General features: G+C 74.0%; 12 protein-coding genes. 2 read left to right on the forward strand and 10 right to left on the reverse strand.

Translation table 11 applies throughout. The features are described 5' to 3' along the window. Positions 1-47: 47 nt before the first annotated feature. Together ACSTA4_RS22235 and ACSTA4_RS22240 are read right to left on the reverse strand one after the other, a co-directional pair. Positions 48-251 (reverse strand): FmdB family zinc ribbon protein, encoded by a 204-nt coding sequence (locus tag ACSTA4_RS22235; protein ID WP_017566030.1) that lies wholly within the window; start codon positions 249-251, stop codon positions 48-50. A gap of 122 nt (positions 252-373) precedes the next feature. Beyond that, positions 374-874, reverse strand: a complete 501-nt coding sequence (locus ACSTA4_RS22240) for an HNH endonuclease (RefSeq protein ID WP_019611059.1) — start codon at positions 872-874, stop codon at positions 374-376. 378 nt (positions 875-1,252) lie between these two features. Here ACSTA4_RS22240 and ACSTA4_RS22245 point away from each other — a divergent pair, with 378 nt between their 5' ends. Together ACSTA4_RS22245 and ACSTA4_RS22250 are read left to right on the forward strand one after the other, a co-directional pair. Next, on the forward strand, positions 1,253-3,346 hold the full coding sequence (locus ACSTA4_RS22245) for a prolyl oligopeptidase family serine peptidase (RefSeq protein WP_444960867.1): 2,094 nt from the start codon (positions 1,253-1,255) through the stop codon (positions 3,344-3,346). A gap of 137 nt (positions 3,347-3,483) precedes the next feature. Then, the gene (locus ACSTA4_RS22250; protein WP_248771553.1) at positions 3,484-3,927 is read left to right on the forward strand and encodes an acyl-CoA thioesterase; all 444 of its coding nucleotides are present in this window, start codon (positions 3,484-3,486) and stop codon (positions 3,925-3,927) included. Between the two features lie 49 nt (positions 3,928-3,976). Here ACSTA4_RS22250 and ACSTA4_RS22255 read toward each other — a convergent pair whose 3' ends face one another. The 8 genes from ACSTA4_RS22255 to cobT form a co-directional block, all read right to left on the reverse strand. Further along, the gene (locus ACSTA4_RS22255; protein WP_444960868.1) at positions 3,977-4,498 is read right to left on the reverse strand and encodes a globin; all 522 of its coding nucleotides are present in this window, start codon (positions 4,496-4,498) and stop codon (positions 3,977-3,979) included. A 133-nt stretch (positions 4,499-4,631) separates the two neighbouring features. Next, complete coding sequence (gene ettA, locus ACSTA4_RS22260) at positions 4,632-6,296, reverse strand: energy-dependent translational throttle protein EttA (RefSeq protein ID WP_248771555.1); 1,665 nt, start codon at positions 6,294-6,296, stop codon at positions 4,632-4,634. Positions 6,297-6,408: 112 nt separating this feature from the next. Continuing rightward, positions 6,409-7,632: a DUF4192 domain-containing protein gene (locus tag ACSTA4_RS22265; protein ID WP_444960869.1), complete on the reverse strand. Its 1,224-nt coding sequence runs from the start codon at positions 7,630-7,632 to the stop codon at positions 6,409-6,411. Between the two features lie 85 nt (positions 7,633-7,717). Further along, positions 7,718-9,094: a GGDEF domain-containing protein gene (locus ACSTA4_RS22270; protein WP_416022965.1), complete on the reverse strand. Its 1,377-nt coding sequence runs from the start codon at positions 9,092-9,094 to the stop codon at positions 7,718-7,720. A gap of 561 nt (positions 9,095-9,655) precedes the next feature. Continuing rightward, on the reverse strand, positions 9,656-12,064 hold the full coding sequence (locus tag ACSTA4_RS22275; protein WP_444960870.1) for a GTPase: 2,409 nt from the start codon (positions 12,062-12,064) through the stop codon (positions 9,656-9,658). Next, positions 12,061-13,956: a dynamin family protein gene (locus ACSTA4_RS22280; protein ID WP_444960871.1), complete on the reverse strand. Its 1,896-nt coding sequence runs from the start codon at positions 13,954-13,956 to the stop codon at positions 12,061-12,063. The genes ACSTA4_RS22275 and ACSTA4_RS22280 overlap by 4 nt, the downstream gene beginning before the upstream one ends. 70 nt (positions 13,957-14,026) lie before the next feature. Continuing rightward, entirely contained in the window at positions 14,027-15,307 is a 1,281-nt protein-coding gene (cobA, locus tag ACSTA4_RS22285; protein WP_248771559.1) for a uroporphyrinogen-III C-methyltransferase, read from the reverse strand. A gap of 215 nt (positions 15,308-15,522) precedes the next feature. Then, positions 15,523-18,438 (reverse strand): nicotinate-nucleotide--dimethylbenzimidazole phosphoribosyltransferase, encoded by a 2,916-nt coding sequence (cobT, locus tag ACSTA4_RS22290; protein ID WP_444960872.1) that lies wholly within the window; start codon positions 18,436-18,438, stop codon positions 15,523-15,525. Positions 18,439-18,575: the final 137 nt, after the last annotated feature.

The raw sequence follows: 18,575 nt of genomic DNA on the forward strand, positions 1-18,575 counted from the left end.
GAGAAGTAGCGGACCGGGGGGTGGGGGCGGTGCGACCGCCCCCGCTCTCAGGAGCAGCAGCCGCCCCCGCAGCACCCTCCACCGGAGGGCGCGGGGGCGGACGCGCGTCCGCCCACCGCCACGGTGGACAGCAGCCGGACCGTGTCGCCGTGCCCCTGGGGGCAGGTCGCCGGGTCACCGGCCCGTGCCATCGGACGGGAGAGCTCGAAGGTGTCGCCGCATTCGCGGCAGCGGAAGTCGTATCTGGGCATGCGGTCAGAATACGGCCGCCCCCGGCGCGTGTGCCATACGACCGCCCTCCGGCGCGTGCACCGGAGGGCGGTCGGAATCGGCGGCGGTGCCGGGTGGGACGCGAGGTCCCGGCTCCGCCGGGTCAGGCGGCCAGGTGGGCCATGTACGGCTCCCACTGGGGGTCGCCGTGGAGGTCACCGTTGATCAGGCGCCAGTGGGGCCCCTTGGGCACCTTGGGGGTCACGTGCAGCTCCCAGCCGAGTTCGTCCAGGAACTTGTCGGCCTTGCGGTGGTTGCACGGTTTGCACGCGGCGACCACGTTCTCCCACACGTGCGCGCCGCCGCGGCTGCGCGGGATGACGTGGTCGATGGTCTCGGCCTTCTTTCCGCAGTAGCCGCAGGTGTGCCTGTCGCGCCGCATGAGGGCGACCCTGGTGAGGGGCACTCTGCGGCTGTAGGGGACGCTGATGTAGCGTCGGAGCCGGATGACCGACGGCACGTCGTAGGAGCGTGTCGCCGAGTGCAGTATCGCGCCCGCGTCGTCCTGGTGGACGACCTCCGCCTTCTCCCGCAGGACGAGCAGGATCGCCCTGCGCAGGGGCAGTGTCGTCAGTGGTTCGAAGCTGGCGTTGAGCAGCAGCACGTGGCGGCGGGCGGTGCCTGTGCCACCCTCCCGGCTGCTTCGGGCGCTCATCGCGTCGCCCCAGCCGTCGTCTGTGACGGCCGTGTTTCCTCCCCGGCCAGCCGATCGGCCAGCCAGGAGACCTCCCTGTGCACCGATCCGAGGATCGATGGTTCCGTACGCCTTGCCACACGGACCTCCCGGTGGTCCCGCCGAGTTGCGTCCCGCATTCAGTTTGCGTGGTCGGACCGCTCCGGCGCCACCCCAATTTGCGCTGGGCCGCCCAGAAACCGCGTGTTCCACCTTTTCTCGGCTCCATTGTGCGCTGGCGGCGCTCCTTTTCACACTGGCGCCGCGCCGGGCACACCCGGGTGGATGGCGGTGGATAGGGTGCGAAGTATGCGTGAACTCCGCTACCCCCAGGCCGCACGGCTGGACATCATCGAGAACCTGCACGGCCACACGGTCGGTGACCCCTACCGGTGGTTGGAGGACGGCGATTCGGCGCAGACCAAGGAGTGGGCTGCCGCGGAGGACGCCCTGTACACCGAGGTCTCATCGCGGTTCACCACACGGGACTGGTTCGCCGACCGGGTGCGGTCCCTGCTGGGCGCCGGAAGCGTCGGGGCGCCCGTGTGGCGGGGCGATCGCCGTTTCTTCGTCCGTCGCGCCGCCGGACAGGAGCACGGCGTGCTCTACGTCCAGGACGGCGACGGCCCCGAGCGGGTGCTCGTGGACCCCGGGGCGCTCGACCCCCAGGGTCTGACCACGCTGGACGCCTGGAAGCCCGACCACTCCGGCGCGCTCCTGGCCTACCAGCTCTCCGAGGGCGGCGACGAGGAGTCGGTGCTGCGCGTCGTGGACGTGGCCGGCGGCGACCTGGTGGACGGGCCCGTCGAGCGGGTCCGGTACAGCCCGATCGCCTGGCTGCCCGACTCCTCCGCCTACTACTACGTGCGCCGGCTCCCCCGGGACCAGGTGCCCGAGGGCGAGGAGAACTACCACCGCCGCGTCTACCTGCACCGCCTGGGCACCCCCGCCGAACAGGACACCCTGGTCTTCGGTGAGGGCCGCGACAAGACCGAGTACTTCACCCCGGTCGTGAGCCGGGACGGGCGCTGGCTGGTGCTGCTCGCCAACCGCGGCACCTCGGCGGCCACCGACGCCTGGATCGCCGACCTGTCCGACGGGAACCTGGACGCGCCGCGTCTGGTCCCCTTCCAGGAGGGCGTGGACGCGTCCCTGTACCCGCACGTGGGCCGGGACGGGCGCCTGTACCTGTTCACCGACCGGGACGCCCCGCGCGGACGCCTGTGCGTGGCCGACCCCGCCGACCCCGGCTACGGGAACTGGACCACCCTGGTCCCGGAGGACCCCGAGGCGGTGCTGGAGGGGTACGCGGTCCTGGACGGCCCCGGGATGGAGCGGCCCGAGCTGCTGGTCCTGCGCAGCCGCCACGCCGTCAGCGAGATCACCCGGCACGACCTGGCCACCGGCGAGCCGCTGGGCGGGCTGGACATGCCCGGTCTGGGCACCGTGGCCGGGCTGGTCGAACGCCCCGAGGGCGGGCACGAGGCGTGGTTCGGCTACACCGACAACACCCACCCCTCGTCGGTGTACCGCTACGACGCGCTCTCGGGCGAGGTGTCGCAGTGGGCCGACGCCCCCGGTGACATCGACCTGCCCGACGTGCGGGTGGAGCAGGTCACCTACACCTCCCGCGACGGCACGGCCGTGCGCATGCTGGTGGTCTCGCCCCAGGCTCCCGCCGAAGGACCGCGGCCGACCATCCTGTACGGCTACGGGGGCTTTCGCATCTCCCTCACGCCCGCCTACTCGGCGGTGGCGCTGGCCTGGGTGCGCGCGGGCGGCGTGTACGCCGTCGCCAACCTGCGCGGCGGGCTGGAGGAGGGCGAGGAGTGGCACCGGGCGGGCATGTTCGCCGACAAGCAGAACGTCTTCGACGACTGCGCGGCGGCGGCCGAGCACCTGATCGCCACCGGGGTGACGGACCCCGAGCACCTGGCCGTCATGGGCGGCAGCAACGGCGGGCTGCTGGTGGGGGCCATGGTCACGCAGCGGCCGGACCTGTTCACCGCCGCGGTCTGCTCGGCCCCGCTGCTGGACATGGTCCGCTACGAGCGGTTCGGACTGGGCCAGCTGTGGAACGTGGAGTACGGCACCGCCGACGACCCCGAGCAGCTGGGGTGGCTGCTGGGCTACTCGCCCTACCACAACGTGCGTGAGGGCACCCGCTACCCGGCGACGCTGTTCACCGTGTTCGACAACGACACCCGCGTGGACCCGCTGCACGCGCGCAAGCTGTGCGCGATGATGCAGCACGCCACGGCGGCCGCGCCCGAGGAGCGGCCGATCCTGCTGCGCCGGGAGTCGGAGGTGGGCCACAGCTCGCGGTCGGTGAGCCGCAGCGTGGCGCTCAACTCCGAGCAGTTGGCCTTCCTCGCCCACCACCTGGGGCTCCGCGTGGGCTGAGACGCCCTCCCCGGTGCCCGCCCCGCGAGAGCAACAACACAGGGGCCGGGCACCGGGGGACGCCCGTTCCTCCGCCAGGCGTTGAGACAATCGGGAGGAACCGCTCCCCCAGGAGAACAGCGCGAGAGGATCCGGACGTGACACAGACCGAGACCGGAGCCGCCGACACCCGGACGGCCGAGCCCCGCAGGCACGTGCACCTCGCGCAGGTCCGCTACGCCGACCTCGACCCGCAGCACCACGTCAACAACGTGCGGATGCTGACCTACCTGGAGGACGCCCGGGTGTCCTTCCTCCGCTACGGCGGCGCCGTCGAGGGCGACGAGGTCTTCGGCGCCATGGTGGTGGCCCGCCAGGAGGCGGACTACGTGGCCCCGCTGCTGCCCCGCTCCGAGCCGGTGCGCGTGGAGCTGTGGGTGACCGAGGTGCGCAACGCCAGCTTCACGCTGGCCTACGAGATCCGGGACGAGACCACGGTGTACCTGCGGGCCAGGACGGTGCTGGTCGGCTTCGACGTGCCCACCCAGCGCGCCCGGCGGCTCGACGAGGTCGAGCGCGCCTTCCTCGCCGACTACGCCTGAGCGCCGCGGGGACCGGGCGGCCCGGTCCCGGCGGCCGTGTCGCCTCGGATCACTTCAGGGAGATGGTGACGGCCTCGCCGTCGTCCCCGTCGTCGCCCTTGGCCGACACCGAGACCCGGGTGGGGTTGGCGACCTCGGGGGCGGTGGTCTCCTCGGGCACGTTGACCATGCTGTGCGCGGCCATGACCATGTACTCCCAGAGCTGGCGCTCCAGGACCTCGTGCAGCTCCAGGGAGTCCACGGCGGCACGCATGTGCGCGAGCCACAGGTCGCGCTCGGCGGCGCCGATGCGGAACGGCACGTGCCGCATGCGCAGCCGGGGGTGGCCCCGCTGCTCGTTGTAGGTGCGGGGGCCGCCCCAGTACTGGATGAGGAACAGGCGCAGGCGCTCCTCGGCGGGGCCGAGGTCCTCCTCGGGGTACATGGGCCGCAGCACGGGGTCGTCGGCCACCCCCTCGTAGAAGCGGCGGACCAGGCGGGTGAAGGTCTCCTCACCGCCCACGGCCTCGTAGAACGTCATCTGCACGGGCTCGTCGCCCGCGCTCTGCTGGGAATCGCGCGCGGAAGTCATCGCCACCAGGGTATGCGACCGCCCCGGCCCGGACGAGTCGTCCGGGCGGAGAGCGCGAGGGCCCGCGGCCGGATCGGGGATCCTGCCGCGGGCCCTGGGAACCGCTCGGCGCGGGGCGCTCGGCCCCGGCCGGTCAGTCGCGGGTGAGCTTGCGGTGGGTGACCGCGTGCGGGCGCGCGGCGTCGGGGCCCAGGCGCTCGACCTTGTTCTTCTCGTAGGACTCGAAGTTGCCCTCGAACCAGTACCAGTTGGCGTCGCCCTCCCACGCCAGGATGTGCGTGGCGACGCGGTCGAGGAACCAGCGGTCGTGGGAGGTGATCACGGCGCAGCCGGGGAAGTCCAGCAGCGCGTTCTCCAGCGAGCCGAGGGTCTCCACGTCCAGGTCGTTGGTGGGCTCGTCCAGGAGCAGCAGGTTGCCGCCCTGCTTGAGGGTGAGCGCCAGGTTCACGCGGTTGCGCTCACCGCCGGAGAGCACACCGGACGGCTTCTGCTGGTCGGAGCCCTTGAAACCGAACGCGGCGACGTAGGCGCGGCTGGGGATCTCGACCTTGCCGACCTGGATGAAGGTCTCGCCGTCGGAGACGGTCTCCCAGACGTTCTTGGTGTCGTCGATGCGGCCGCGGTACTGGTCGACGTAGGAGATCTCGACGGTCTCGCCGACGTTGATCCTGCCCTGGTCGGGGGTCTCCTCGCCGACGATCATCTTGAACAGCGTCGTCTTGCCGACGCCGTTGGGGCCGATGACGCCGACGATGCCGTTGGGCGGCAGCGAGAAGCTCAGGTCCTCGATGAGCACGCGGTCGTCGAAGCCCTTGGTGAGGTTCTTGACCTCGACCACGGTGTTGCCCAGACGCGGGCCCGGCGGGATCTGGATCTCCTCGAAGTCCAGCTTGCGGGTCTTGTCGGCCTCGGCGGCCATCTCCTCGTAGCGCTGGAGGCGGGCCTTGCTCTTGGTCTGGCGGGCCTTGGCGTTGGAGCGGACCCACTCCAGCTCGTCCTTGAGCCGCTTGGCCTTCTTGGCGTCCTTCTGCCCCTCGACCTTCAGGCGGGCCTGCTTGGTCTCCAGGTAGACGCTGTAGTTGCCCTCGTAGGGGTAGAACTGGCCCCGGTCCAGCTCCAGGATCCACGTGGCGACGTGGTCCAGGAAGTACCGGTCGTGTGTGATCGCGATGATGGTGCCCGGGTACTTGGCCAGGTGCTGCTCCAGCCAGTTCACGCTCTCGGCGTCCAGGTGGTTGGTGGGCTCGTCGAGCAGCAGCAGGTCGGGCTGCTCCAGGAGGAGCTTGCACAGGGCCACGCGGCGCTTCTCGCCACCGGAGAGCTGGGTGACGGAGGCGTCGCCGGGCGGGCAGCGCAGCGCGTCCATCGCCTGCTCCAGCTGGCTGTCCAGGTCCCAGGCGCCCCGGTGGTCGAGCTGCTCCTGGAGCTTGCCCATCTCCTCGAGCAGATCGTCGGAGTAGTCCGTCGCCATCTGCTCGGCGATCTCGTTGAAGCGGGTCAGCATCGCCTTGGTCTCGGCGACGCCGTCCTCGACGTTCTCCAGGACGGTCTTGTCCGGGTCGAGGTGGGGTTCCTGCGCGAGCAGACCGACGGTGAAACCGGGCATGAGCCTCGCCTCGCCGTTGGACGGCTGCTCGATGCCGGCCATGATCTTCAGAAGCGTCGACTTACCCGCACCGTTGGGGCCCACGACGCCGATCTTGGCTCCGGGCAGGAACGACCCCGAAACGTTGTCCAGGACGACCTTGTCGCCGTGCGCCTTGCGCACGTTGTTCATGGTGTAGATGTACTCCGGCATGAGTCCAAGCCTAGGGTGTCGCGGCCAATGCCCCCGCCATGGACCGGGCCCACGGGAGCCGGTTCCGGGCGGCGGTCGCGGCCCGGACCCGCCCCGCGGGGGCCGCGCCCCCTCACTCCCGCGGCCGTTTGCTCCTCGCCCGCAGCCAGCGGGGCGTGAACTCCCGCCAGCGCTCCACGGGCAGCCCCCAGGCCAGGGCCCGGCTCATCAGCACCGCCATGGAGTAGCCGGGGTCGGCGTCCAGGGCCACCTCCAGCGCCGCGGCGGCCAGGGGCTCGTCCCCGCGCTGCCAGGCCGCGACCGCCAGCAGCGAGGCGGGCGCCGCGCGCTGGTGCCGGGGCAGGTGGCGGGTGACCCGGGCCCACAGTTCCTGGTGGGCGGGGGCCGCCTCCGCGGTGATGCGCGCCCACGCCTCGTCGCGCACCCGGATCTCGCCGAGGTAGACCCCCAGCCAGGCCAGTCCCTCCCGGTCGGTGACGCCCCGGCCCTCCCGTTCGGCCCGCACCGCCGCGAGCACGGCGCTCAGGCCGCGATCGGTGAGCGAGCCCCGCATCCCCTGCTCCAGGAGCCGCCGGGCGCGCGCCTGCACCTCTCCGGCGACCGCGTCCATCGCGGCGCGTTCGGGGCCGTGCACGGGCCGCAGCACCTCCCGCACCCGCTCGATCTCGGCCGTGACCTCCGAGAGCGGCTGGACCGGGACGATCCCGTGCAGGACCGCGCTGGCCGGGACGGTGGAGCTGTCCACGTTGACCACCGTCCCCTCCACCGGACAGCAGTCGGCCCTGGCACAGGTGTAGGACCAGTAGCGGCCGCCGGTGACCCGAAGGGCGTCGACGACGGCCAGGCCGCGGCTCCGCGCGGCGGACAGGATCCTGTCGACGTGGGGCGTGACCCGTTCGGGCGGCCCGTAGGCCACGACCACCAGGGAGGTGCAGCCCTCCGCGGCGGCCATGTCCACGGGGACGACCGCGCGCTCCAGCGGGTCGCCGGCGGCGGCCAGGCGGTCCAGGTCGCCGCAGAACGCCGAGTGCACGCCCTTGTCGCGCACGGCGAGGACCACGATCCCCGGATCGGGCGGCGTCCCCACCAGGTAGGGCAGGGTCGCGATGATGTCGGTCGGGTTGGTGAGGGTGAGGGCGGTGCCCGCCGCGGCGGGGCCGGTCCGCCCCGGCCCGCCGGGGCTCCGGGGCGGGGGGACGGGAGCGCTGCCGCCCCGGGAGCGCCCGGGCGAGGTCGGACGGTCGGACTGGGCGGGACGGTCGGGGTCCGGTGCGGAGTCGAGGGGGCGCCGGGGGTCGGAGGGGCCGAGGGAGTGGTGCGGCTGGTCAGAGTGCATATCTTCACGGTGCGTGATCCGACGGTTCGGGCGCAACGTCCTTCTTGGCGCTGTGGACAACTCCGTCAGACCGCGAAGCCGCAGTTCAGGGAAGTTCGGTGTGCTCGGTGGGGTCCGTGTGCTCCTTGTGACCGGAGATCTCCCCTCCCCGGGGCCCCGGGATCTTGCCGCCGCTCCCGGGGCGCCCGGCGGGCAGGCACACTCGGTTGCGGCCGGTCTCCTTGGCCCGGTAGAGCGCGAGGTCGGCCGCGGTGAGCAGCTCCACCAGGTCGTTGCCGTGGTCGCCGATGACGGCCGCGCCGATCGAGATGGTGATGGACACCGGCACGTCGTCCACCGCGATCTCCATGCGTCCCACCTGCGAGCGCAGGCGTTCGGCGGCCCGCCAGGCCTCGGCGGTGTCGGAACCGGGCAGCAGCACCACGAACTCCTCTCCGCCGAACCGGCCGAGCAGGTCGGACTGGCGCAGCTGCTGGGCGATGGTGGTGGCGACGCCCAGCAGCACCTGGTCGCCGAACAGGTGCCCGTGGTTGTCGTTGACCCTCTTGAAGTGGTCGATGTCGATGATCAACACCGCCGCCCTGCCCCGCGAGGAGCGGGCCCTGGCGATCTCCACCGACGCCTCCTGCTCCCAGGTGGGGGCGTTGAGCAGTCCGGTCTTGGGATCGGTCCGCGCGGCCATCTGGAGCTGCTGGTACATCAGGCTGCGCTGGAGCAGCAGCACCGGGGGGACCGCGATGAACAGCAGGAACAGCGACAGGTGGGCGAGGATGGCGACGGTGACGCCGACACATAACTCGACGGCGTCCACGATGAGGGCCTCGCGGTCCCACATGGGCCGCAGGGTGTGCCCGGGGCCGCTGCTGATCCGCGCGGCCACCGCGACGAGCAGGTTGTTGAGGACGGTGAAGCCCGTGCAGCACAGCACGGCGACGAGCACGCCGGGGCCCGTGGTCAGGTACTCGTGCGCGCCGGGGGTGCCGCCGAGCCCGTCGACGAGGCCGCCGCCCCAGATCGAGTGCCAGGTCACCGAGGCCAGGAACCCGGACAGGGCGATGGAGGCGGCGTTGAACACCCGCCGGTGGAGCAGCGCCCGGCGCGTGCGGTACTGGAGCATCAGGAAGACGGGCACCGGCAGGATCAGCGCGTACAGCGGCGGCAGCAGGAGGACCGCCGGGAACCACCAGGCCCCCAGGAAGTCCCGGTTGATCCCGGCCGGCGTGCCGAGGCGGCGGCCCGCCTCCACGCAGAGCACGGCGCCCGCCAGCAGCGCGACCAGGGTGACCACGTCCATCACCGCGGGGGCGGTCAGCGCCACCGCGCCTCCGAACAGGAACAGCGTCGCGGACACGAGCAGCGCCATGTAGACGACCAGCCCGCGGGGCTGCTGGAGGATCGGCCAGCGCGGACGTTCGTCCTCGGGACGCCCGGCCGGCGCGATCGGCTTCTCAGAGATGCTCACCGTTGCGCCTCCCTCCTCACATCGCTCTCCACCGTCCGACTCCTACACCCGCCTCTGATGGGTCCACCGCCTCCCACGGTTCTCCCTTCGACGGGGTTGTTTCGCCGCGCGTTCCCTTACGGTGCCAGTCGGTTACGACAACGGGGCGTCGGGGCCCGACGACGGTGCGGCTCGCCAGTCCCGCGACACGCTCCACTTTACATTACGTTGGGTAATAACTTAATTGCTGATTGTGTGATCGCCGTGGGTAACGGGCCTGCGGCCGGGGCACCCGGTTTTCACGGGGTTGGGCTCAGCGGTGATCTAGGGCATCCTGCCGTAGGGACCCTCCACGGTAGCCACTGTGTGGCACGGCGTGTCGACCGCCTGACACCCCGAACACCCGGGCTCCCACGGCACTCACTACAAGGAGCACACATGTACAACGGCACTGTCTGGGTCTAGAACCCGTTACAGCTGAGTGAAGATCACCGGGGACGGGCGGCGCGGTGCCGCCCTTCCCCGGCCTCGGAAACGCGGTGGGGCTCCGGCCCGGGCGTCGGCGCCCGTCCGGCCCCGGGGTCAGTCCGCCGTACTGGCCACCTCGTAGGCCGCCCGGAACGCCCGGTACCTGGCCAGTTCGGCCTCCAGCGGCTCCACCACGCGCAGTCCGGTGATCTCCCGGACCCGGGCGGAGGCCGTGCGCTCCACGTCCTCGCGGCGCTGGACCGCGGCCACCTCGACGAGGTTGCCGCAGCCCACCCCGGTCAGCCACCCCACCAGCAGGGCCGCGACCACCAGGACGCCGGAGTAGGCGGCGAACACCGGGTCGTCGAACACCGCCAGGCCGGTGATGCCGCCGCCCAGCCAGCTCGACAGGGTCACGACGGCCCAGGCCAGCCCCAGGCCCGCGACCGCGAGCAGCGCGTACTGGGCCGCGCGGGCGACCTTCCACCACGACGGGCTCCGGTCGGGATCGCCGACCGCTCCGGCCACGGCCTGCCCCAGTTCGGCGGGCAGCTCGGGGACGGCGCCGCGGGCCACGGCGCGCATGCGGCGGCGCCACAGCGGGGGCATGCCCTCCGAGACACTGTCGGCGGCCTCCCCCAGCGCGGTCTCCAGCTCGGCCTCGTGCGCGTCCACCGGGCCGCCCACACCGCTCCCGCTGTCGCGGCGCAGGAAGTCCAACTGGACCGCGGCGAGCGGGTCCTTGCCCAACCGCAGCGAGCGGCGGGCCACCGGCCAGCCGACCTGGCGTCTGCCGCGCCGGACGTCGTTGGTCTCGGTGACGTCGGCGACCGCCGCCACACCGGCCGCGTTGGCCAGCCCCTCCTGGACGCGGGCGCGCACCTGGGCCGGGACCGCCTCGGGCACCGCGCCCTCGCCGTGGAACTCGCCGAAGGGCTCGACCACCTGGTCCAGGTCGGCGGCCAGCCGGTCCACCAGCGCGCGCCGCTCGCTCACCGTCTCGGCGAGGAACTCGCGCAGGTCGCGGATGCCCTGGCCGGTGAGCGTGGACGTGGTGATCACCCGCGGGTGCACCCCCGACTCCGTCTCCAGCAGGCGGCGCAGGTCGGTGAGCAGTTCCTCCAGCTCGTCGGGCTCGACCTTGTCGACCTGGTTGAGGACGGCGACGGTGACCGCGCCGTGCCCGGCCATCTGGGCCAGGTAGCGGTGGTGCACCGCGGCGTCGGCGTACTTCTGCGGGTCGAGCACCCACACCAGCAGGTCGACCGAGCCGATGAGGCGGTCGGCCTCGGCGGTGTGCATGCTGCGGACCGAGTCGTGGTCGGGCAGGTCGAGCAGGACCAGGCCGGTCAGCTCGGAGCTGCCCGTGTCCAGGACGCTGGTGCGCGAGTGGCGGTAGCGGGTCGGGACGCCCAGCCAGCCCAGGAGGGCGTCGGCCCCCTCGTGGCCCCACACGCAGGCGTGCGCCTTGGAGGTGGTGGGCCGGGTGACGCCGGTCTGCGACAGCTGGAGCCCGCACAGGGCGTTGAACAGCGAGGACTTGCCGCTGCCGGTGCCGCCCGCCAGGGCGACCACGGTGTGGTCGCCCGACAGCCGCAGCCGGGCCCCGGCGTGGTCGAGCAGTTGGGTGGACCGGGCGACGAGTTCCTGCGGCAGGTCGTCGCGGCCCAGTTCGGTGAGGGTGGACAGCGCGTCCAGGCGCTCGATCAGCTCGGCCCGGGTGGTGGAGCGGGTGGAGTGCCAGGTGTCGTGGGTGGTGGGACGGTACTCCTCGTCCTCCTCCGCGTCGGCGGCGGTGTCGGCGCCCACGGCGCGGAAGGCCCCGGAGACCGCGGAGGGGCCCGGGACGCGGCGGGGCAGCGGTTCGTGCCCCTCCGGGGCTTCGGATCCGGCCGGCGCGGGCTCCTCGGACGCCTCGTGCCCGCCCTGGTCCGGGGAGGCCTCCCGGGCACGGTGCGGCGCCCGGTCCTCGTCCCGGTCCCCGGACCGCTGGTCCACGACCGGGAAGGCGCCGGTGGCGCGCCCGGCGATACGGGTGTCGTCGGCCGCCTCGGCGAGGCTGCCGACCCATCCGGCGAGCCCGTCGGGGTCCTCGTGGCGGTTCTCGTCGGGGCGGCGGTCCCCCTCGCGCTCCCGGTCCGCGAGGGACCGCGCGTGGCGTCCGGAGCGCCGCTGCGCGGCGGGGGACGGCGCCGGGTCCTCCGGCTCCGCGTCCGCGCCGCGGGGGGCGCCCTGGTCGCTCTGGACGCCCCTGTGCGGGGCTCCGGCGCCCGAGGGGTCGGGGTATGCCGCGATGCCGTCGTAGGCGGGGTCCTCGGAGCCCGCCTCGGACACGGCGTGGTCGGGGTGCTCGGGGACCGGCACGGTGTACCCGCGCCAGGGCCCGGACGCCGCGTCGCCGCGGGGGCGCCCGTCGTCACCGGCGCCGGGCGCGCTCCGTCCGTTCTCGCGGTCCTCGTCCTCGGCGCGACCGTGCGCACCGGGCTCCCCGTACGCCTGCGCGGGGTTCCATTGAGTCGTCATCGTGCAATCTCAAGGTTGTACGTGGCCTGGTAGAGCTGGACGGCGGTGTCCTCGGACGGGATGGCGGCAGACGCCAGGGCGCTGTCGAAGGGCACGCGCTCGCGGTCGAGCAGTCCCTGGACGCGCTGGCGCAGGTCGTCCCGTGCCGCTGCGCCAATGCTACGCAGTGACTGGGCGCCGAACAGCCCCTTGAGCAGGCGCTGCGGGGAAGGGCCGGAGGCCTCGGCCGCGTGGGCGCCGCCTCCGGAGCGGGACCGCTCGTAACCGAGCAGGTCGATGATCAGGACCAGGGCGACGACGTCGTGGTCGAAGGTGACGAACCGCGCCACGGAGCGCTTGGTGGCGCCGCTGGCGGTGGTCATCTCGACGACGCCGCGCTGCCACTCGGCGATCTCCTGGCGGATCTGCTGTGAGAGCAGGCCGGTGCCGGGCTGGTTGAGGGCCTTGGAGGCGAGGTCGCCGCCGCCGGGGACCTCGCGCCACCTGCGCTCGACCTCGTCGGAGGCGCGTTCGCAGGTGGAGACCACCAGGGCCTCCAGGCCGTCGCGGACGGCGCGCTCCAGGGCGCCGACCCGCTGGCCGCGCTCGGCCTGTTCGGCGCGGCCGCCCTTGCGCGTGCGCCTGCCGCGCGGGCGCAGGCTCCTGGTGAGCTCTCCCCCGGCCGCGACCTCCTGCCAACGGGCGAGCAGCGATCCGCGCAGCAGGGAGCCGTCGGACAGGCTGGTGTCGACGCGGTCGCGGGCGGCGGCGTAGGAGTCGTCGACGGCGGCGGTGAGAGTGCGCCCGGTCTCGATCTGCGTCTCCACCTGGCGGGCCAGTTCGGGCACCCGCGTCCGGAAGCTGTCGATGACGCCGATGAAGGTGCGCCGTGAGACGCGGTCGCGCTGCTCGGCCTCTCCCGCGACCTCCGCCAGGTAGTCGCGGATGTGGTCGGCGACGTTGGAGGTGAAGCGCTCGCCTCGGATCTGGTCGGTCTCGGGGATGGCGAACCGGGCGGCCGCGCCCAGCCCGTTGGCCTCCAGCATCGCGCCGAAGTGGTCCAGGAGCTGGCGCCTGCCCCTGCGCGGCACCCGGGAGAGCACGACGGCCAGGGAGGTGTCGCGGTCGCGGGCGACCTGGAGGAACTCCCACACGCGCGCGTCGGCGTAGCGGCTGCTGGTGGTGACGAACACCCACAGGTCGGCGGCGTCGAGGAACTTGGCCGCGAACTCGTGGTGCGCGGCGACGGCGGAGTCGACGTCGGGGGTGTCGAGCAGGGCCACGCCCGGGGGCATGGCCTCGGTGGCGGCGAGCACGAGCATGCCGTCCTTGCCCGGCATGGCCAGGCCCTGCTGGCGCACGCGCGGCAGGGAGGGGATGAAGGAGGCCTCGCTGAACCAGTCGACGTCGGCGGGGTTGCAGGCCAGGACGGGGCTGTTGGTGGTGGGGCGGCGCACGCCCGTGGTGGTGACCTGTTCGCCGACCAGGCTGTTGACCAGGGTGGACTTGCCCGCTCCGGTGGATCCGGCGACCGCGATCAGCAGCGGGATGTCGGGGCGGCGGACCCGGGGCAGGACGTAGTCGGAGAGCTGGGCGAGCACGTCCGCCTGGAGTGCGCGGCCCTCCTCGTCACTGGGCAGGCCCTCGGCGAACTCCAGGTCCCGGATGTGCTTGCGCAGTGCTTCCAGGACCTGTTCGAAGTGGTTCTCTTCGGGTTGGGGGGCGCGGTGTTTGGCCGGTCCGGCGGCGAGCGGCACGGTGGGCCCCCGTCGGGCGCCGACGGCCGCGCTGTCGGCCTCGCGCGCGGGTGCGGAGCCCTGGGCGGGCTGTTCGGAGGTGGCGGCCGGTCCGGTTCCGAACCGGTCCGGAGCGCCGGGACCGTTGGTCCCCGGTGCGGCCGACGGCCGGGTCATGATCGGTGTGCCCTCCTCATCGGTGCTGACGGTCCCCGCCGCAGAGCGACGTACGCCGCGGGCGGAGGTCTCACTGGAGATCGCGCCCGGTCGCCAGTCGACGGGTCTCGAACTGGTTTCCCGTGTGCAGTATGTCAAGATCCCGCGCTGTTTTGACCACTTCTCCGATGATCAGTACCGCGGGGGGCCGCACTCCGGCCGATCGGGCCGCGGCGGCGATGGTGGCCAGCGTACCCGTGACGGTCCGCTGCCCCGGCAGCGTGGCCTCCTGTACCACCGCCGCGGGGGTGTCGGCGGATCTGCCGTGGGAGACGAGGGCCTCGGCGATCGCCTCGATCCGCTCCACCCCCATGAGGACGACGACGGTACCGCCCGCGCGGGCCAGTCCGGCCCAGTCGACCGTGGAGCGCTCGTCGCCGGGGGGCACGTGCGCGGAGACGATGTGCAGGTCCTGGGCCACGCCGCGGTGGGTGGCGGGGATGCCCGCGCTGGCCGGGGCGGCGAGCGCGCTGGTCACACCGGGCACGGCGATGACGGGGATCCCCGCGGCGGCGCAGGCGGCGGCCTCCTCGCCGCCGCGGCCGAAGAGGAAGGAGTCGCCGCCCTTGAGCCGCACCACGAACTTCCCGCGTCCGGCGCGGTCGACCAGGGTCGCGTTGATCTCCTCCTGGGTCATGGAGCGGCCGTAGGGAATCTTGGCGGCGTCGACGATCTCGACGTCGGCGGGCAGGCGGTCCAGGAGGGAGGTGGGGGCGAGCCGGTCGACCACCACCACGTCGGCCTGGGAGAGGAGCTGCTGTCCCCGCACCGTGATCAGGCCGGGGTCGCCGGGGCCGCCTCCCACGAGGGCGACGCCGCGCAGGCGCTCGCGTCCGCGGCGGGCGTCGAGGGTGCCGTCGGCGAGGCCGTCGACGACGGCGTCGCGCAGTCCGGCCGAGCGGCGGGGGTCTCCGGAGGCGACGACGCCCACGGTGACCCCGGCCGCGCTGCCGCTGGCGGGTGTCCAGGCGGAGGAGGCGTGGCGGTCGTCGGCGCGCACGCACCACACGCGGGCGTTCTCGGCCTCCTCGGCGACGGCGGCGTTGACGGCGGGGTCGTCGGTGGCGGCGTGCACGAGCCAGTGGGCGGGGGCGTCCGGACCCGCGACGTCGCCGGGGGCGTAGGGGCGCCGGTGCCAGGTGAGGCGTCCGGCCGAGGCGAGGTCCTCCAGGGCCGCCGAGGCCTCGGGGGAGACCAGGGTGACGCGGGCCCCCGCCTCGATGAGCACGGGGACGCGCCGCTGGGCGACCCTGCCCCCTCCGACGACGAGGACGTCGCGTCCCCGCATGCGCAAACCAAGGAGATAGGTCATGTGTCGCGCCCCTTCGGTCGTCCGTGCCGGTCCCCGGCGACGACGGCGGGGTGCTGGCGCAGGAGGACCGCCAGCCGCCGGCGATAGTTCGGCGATTGCTCCAAAAGTACCTTGTCAAAGAGGTATTACGCGGGTGTAAACGGGTGCCGCACCGGGGGTGTGAGCCCGCCCGCACCGGGGGTCGGTGCGGGCGGGGGACGGTGGGCCGCTCCAGGTCAGGAGGCCGTGGAGACGCCCGCGTCGTCGAAGGTGGCGACGTCGCGCAGGACGCGCGCCGCGCTCTGGAGCAGCGGCAGCGCCAGCAGCGCTCCGGAGCCCTCGCCCAGGCGCATCTCCAGGTCGACCAGGGGGCGCAGCCCCAGGTGCTCCAGGGCCAGGCTGTGCCCGGGCTCGCTGGAGCGGTGCCCGGCGAAGCAGGCGCTGAGGGCGTCCGGGGAGATCGCGGCGGCGGCCAGGGCGGCCGATCCGGCGATGACCCCGTCCAGCAGCACCGGAACGCGCAGGGCGGCGCCGCCGAGCACGAACCCCGCCAGGGCGGCGTGCTCCAGGCCGCCCAGGGCGGCCAGGGTGCCGATGGGGTCGGCCGGGTCGACGGGGTTCGCGGCCAGGGCGCGGCGCACCACGTCGACCTTGTGGGCGTAGACGGCGTCGTCCACGCCGGTGCCCCGCCCGGTGGCGTGCGCGGGGTCGGCTCCGGTGAAGGCGCACACCAGGGCGGCGGCCGGGGTGGTGTTGGCGATGCCCATGTCACCGGTGACCAGGCAGCGGTTGCCCGCGGAGACCAGGTCGCGGGCGACCTCGATGCCGCATTCCAGGGCCTGGAGGGCCTGCTCGCGGGTGAGCGCGGGCCCCTGGGTGAGATCGGCGGTGCCGTGCGCGACCTTGCGGGCCAGCAGGCCGGGGGCGCCGGGCAGGTCCGCGGCCACGCCGACGTCCACGACGGTGACCTCGGCGCCGACCTGGGCGGCGAAGGCGTTGACGACGGCGCCGCCCTCCAGGAAGTTGTGCACCATCTGGGCGGTGACCTCCTGGGGCCAGTGGGTCACCCCCTGGGCGTGCACGCCGTGGTCGCCCGCGAACACGGCGACGGCGGCCGGGTCGGGAATCGGCGGCGGGCACTGTCCGAAGATCCCGGCCAGCTGGACCGAGACCTCCTCCAGGAAGCCGAGGGAGCCGAGCGGCTTGGTCATCCGGTCCTGACGGTCCCTGGCCTCCTCCATCGCGCGTGTGTCCAGGGCTCCGACGGCGGTGATGGTCTCCTCCAGCAGGCTCGTGGGGCTCTGGCCGGGCAGACCGCGGCGGCCGTAGCGGTCGTGGTGCACCGCCCAGGACAGGGGGCGCTCCCCGGCCCAGCCGGAGAGGGTGAGCTCGGACTCGGCGGGGAACTCCTCCACGTAGCCGACGCACAGGTAGGCGGCCAGGTCCAGGTGGGCGGGGAGTTCGAGGGCGCGGGCGACGTCGCGCTCGTCGACGAAGGTGAGCCAGCCGACGCCCAGGCCCTCGGCGCGCGCGGCGATCCAGAGGTTCTCCACGGCGAGCGCCGCGGCGTGGTCGGCGCTCAGGGGGCGGGCGTGGCGGCCCCGGGCGTGGCGTCCTCCCCGTGTGGGGTCGACGGTGACGGCGATGTTCAGGGGCGAGTCGAGGACCGCCTCGGCCTTGAGCCCGGCGAAGGCGCGGGCGCGGACGCCCGGCGGAGCGTGGGCGTGGTCCTCGCGCTCGGCCGCGGCGAGGTCGCCCACGCGGGCGCGCAGGCCGGGGTCCTGGATGACCAGGAAGTCCCAGGGCTGGGAGTCGCCGACGCTGGGCGCCTGGTGGGCGGCCTCCAGGACGCGGGTGAGCACGTCGTGGGGCACGGGGTCGGGCCGAAAGCCCGTCCGGACGTCGCGGCGTTCGCGGATGGCCCGGTAGACGGCGGCGCGCTCGGCCTCGCCGTAGGCGTGGACGGAGCCGTCGCCGGCCCGCTCGGGGGCCGGGGCGGCGGGCGCGGCCACGGGTTCGGGAGCGAGTTGGACGGGAGGCCCGGTGGGCCTCGGCAGGGGCGCGGCTGGTTCGTGTGCGTGCATGCTCTGCTCCGGCTCGGTGGTCGCGGAGGGCTGGTCCGCGCGTCCGTGGTCTGTGGTCGGTGCTCCGGCCTCCCCGGTCCCCGCCTCCTCCTGGTCGGCGGTGGTCCCGGTCGGGCGGACGGTCCGGGCGGGGTGCGCGGCCGGACGTGCGGGTACCGCCGGTCTGGTGGGAGCGGCCGGGTCGGAGGGCGCCTCGGTGTCCGGGGGCGCGGCGGGGTGCGCGGACGCCTGGGGGCGCACGGACTCCTCGGTGCGCACGGGTTCGGCGGGGCGCGGGGGCACCGGTGGGTACGCGGGGGAGGCCGGGTGGGCGGCTGCCGCGGGGCGGGCGGGTACGGCCGGACGGCCGGGCGTGGTCGGGCGGGCGGGTGCGGCGGTCCGCGCGGTGGTCGTGCCGTGCGCGGGTGCGGCCGGACGCGCGGGCGCCGCTCCCAGTGGGCGCGCCGCCTTCGCGAGCACCACCGACCTCGCGAGTTCCGCCGCGTCCGCGAGCGCCGTCGAGGGCTCCGGTTCGGCGGGGGGCCGCGGCTCGACGGGGGGCTCCTGCCCGGCCGGACCGCCGGGTTCCGCCGGAGGTTCGGCCTCGGCGGAGGGCGCGGCCCGCTCGTGGCTCTCGGGGACCGGTCTCGGCCCGGCTCCCGGGCCGGCCGCCTCGGTCGCGGTGGCGTGCTCGCCGCCGCGCGAAGAAATGACGTCGGGCTGGTGCGGCGATCCGGTCGGCGGCGGCGCGTCCGCCGCGGAGGCGTCCACCGACCGCTCGGCCTCTGGTCGCGGGGCCGGGGGGATGTCCAGGGGAAGCGCTCCGTAGGGCGAGACCGGTGCGGAGGGGACTCGTGGCGCGGGGTCGGCCGGTGCGGGGGGCCGGGGCCGCTGCCGGAACGGGTTGGCCGGGCCCGAGGAACCGCGCGGGGGCCGGGCCCGGGCGCCGCGCCCGCTCTCGGGGAGCCCGTCGAACAGGCCGCCGAGGCGGGAACCAGCTCCCGAGGAGGACCCGCCGCCCTTCCAGCGGGACGGCTCGGCTCCGCCGTCCTCGCCGCGCCGGGCGTCCTCGCGGTCGTCTCTGGTCATGATCGCTCCACGCAAGAGGTGTTGTGGCGGGCCCGTCTCCGCCTCGTCCGGCACAGACCGGTAAGCGTAGTCCGCCGCTTCCGCGCCACCCGCACGGGTCCCGCGGACTCGGGGCGGCCGGTACCGGATCGGCCGCC

This window comes from Nocardiopsis sp. M1B1 (assembly GCF_052466615.1).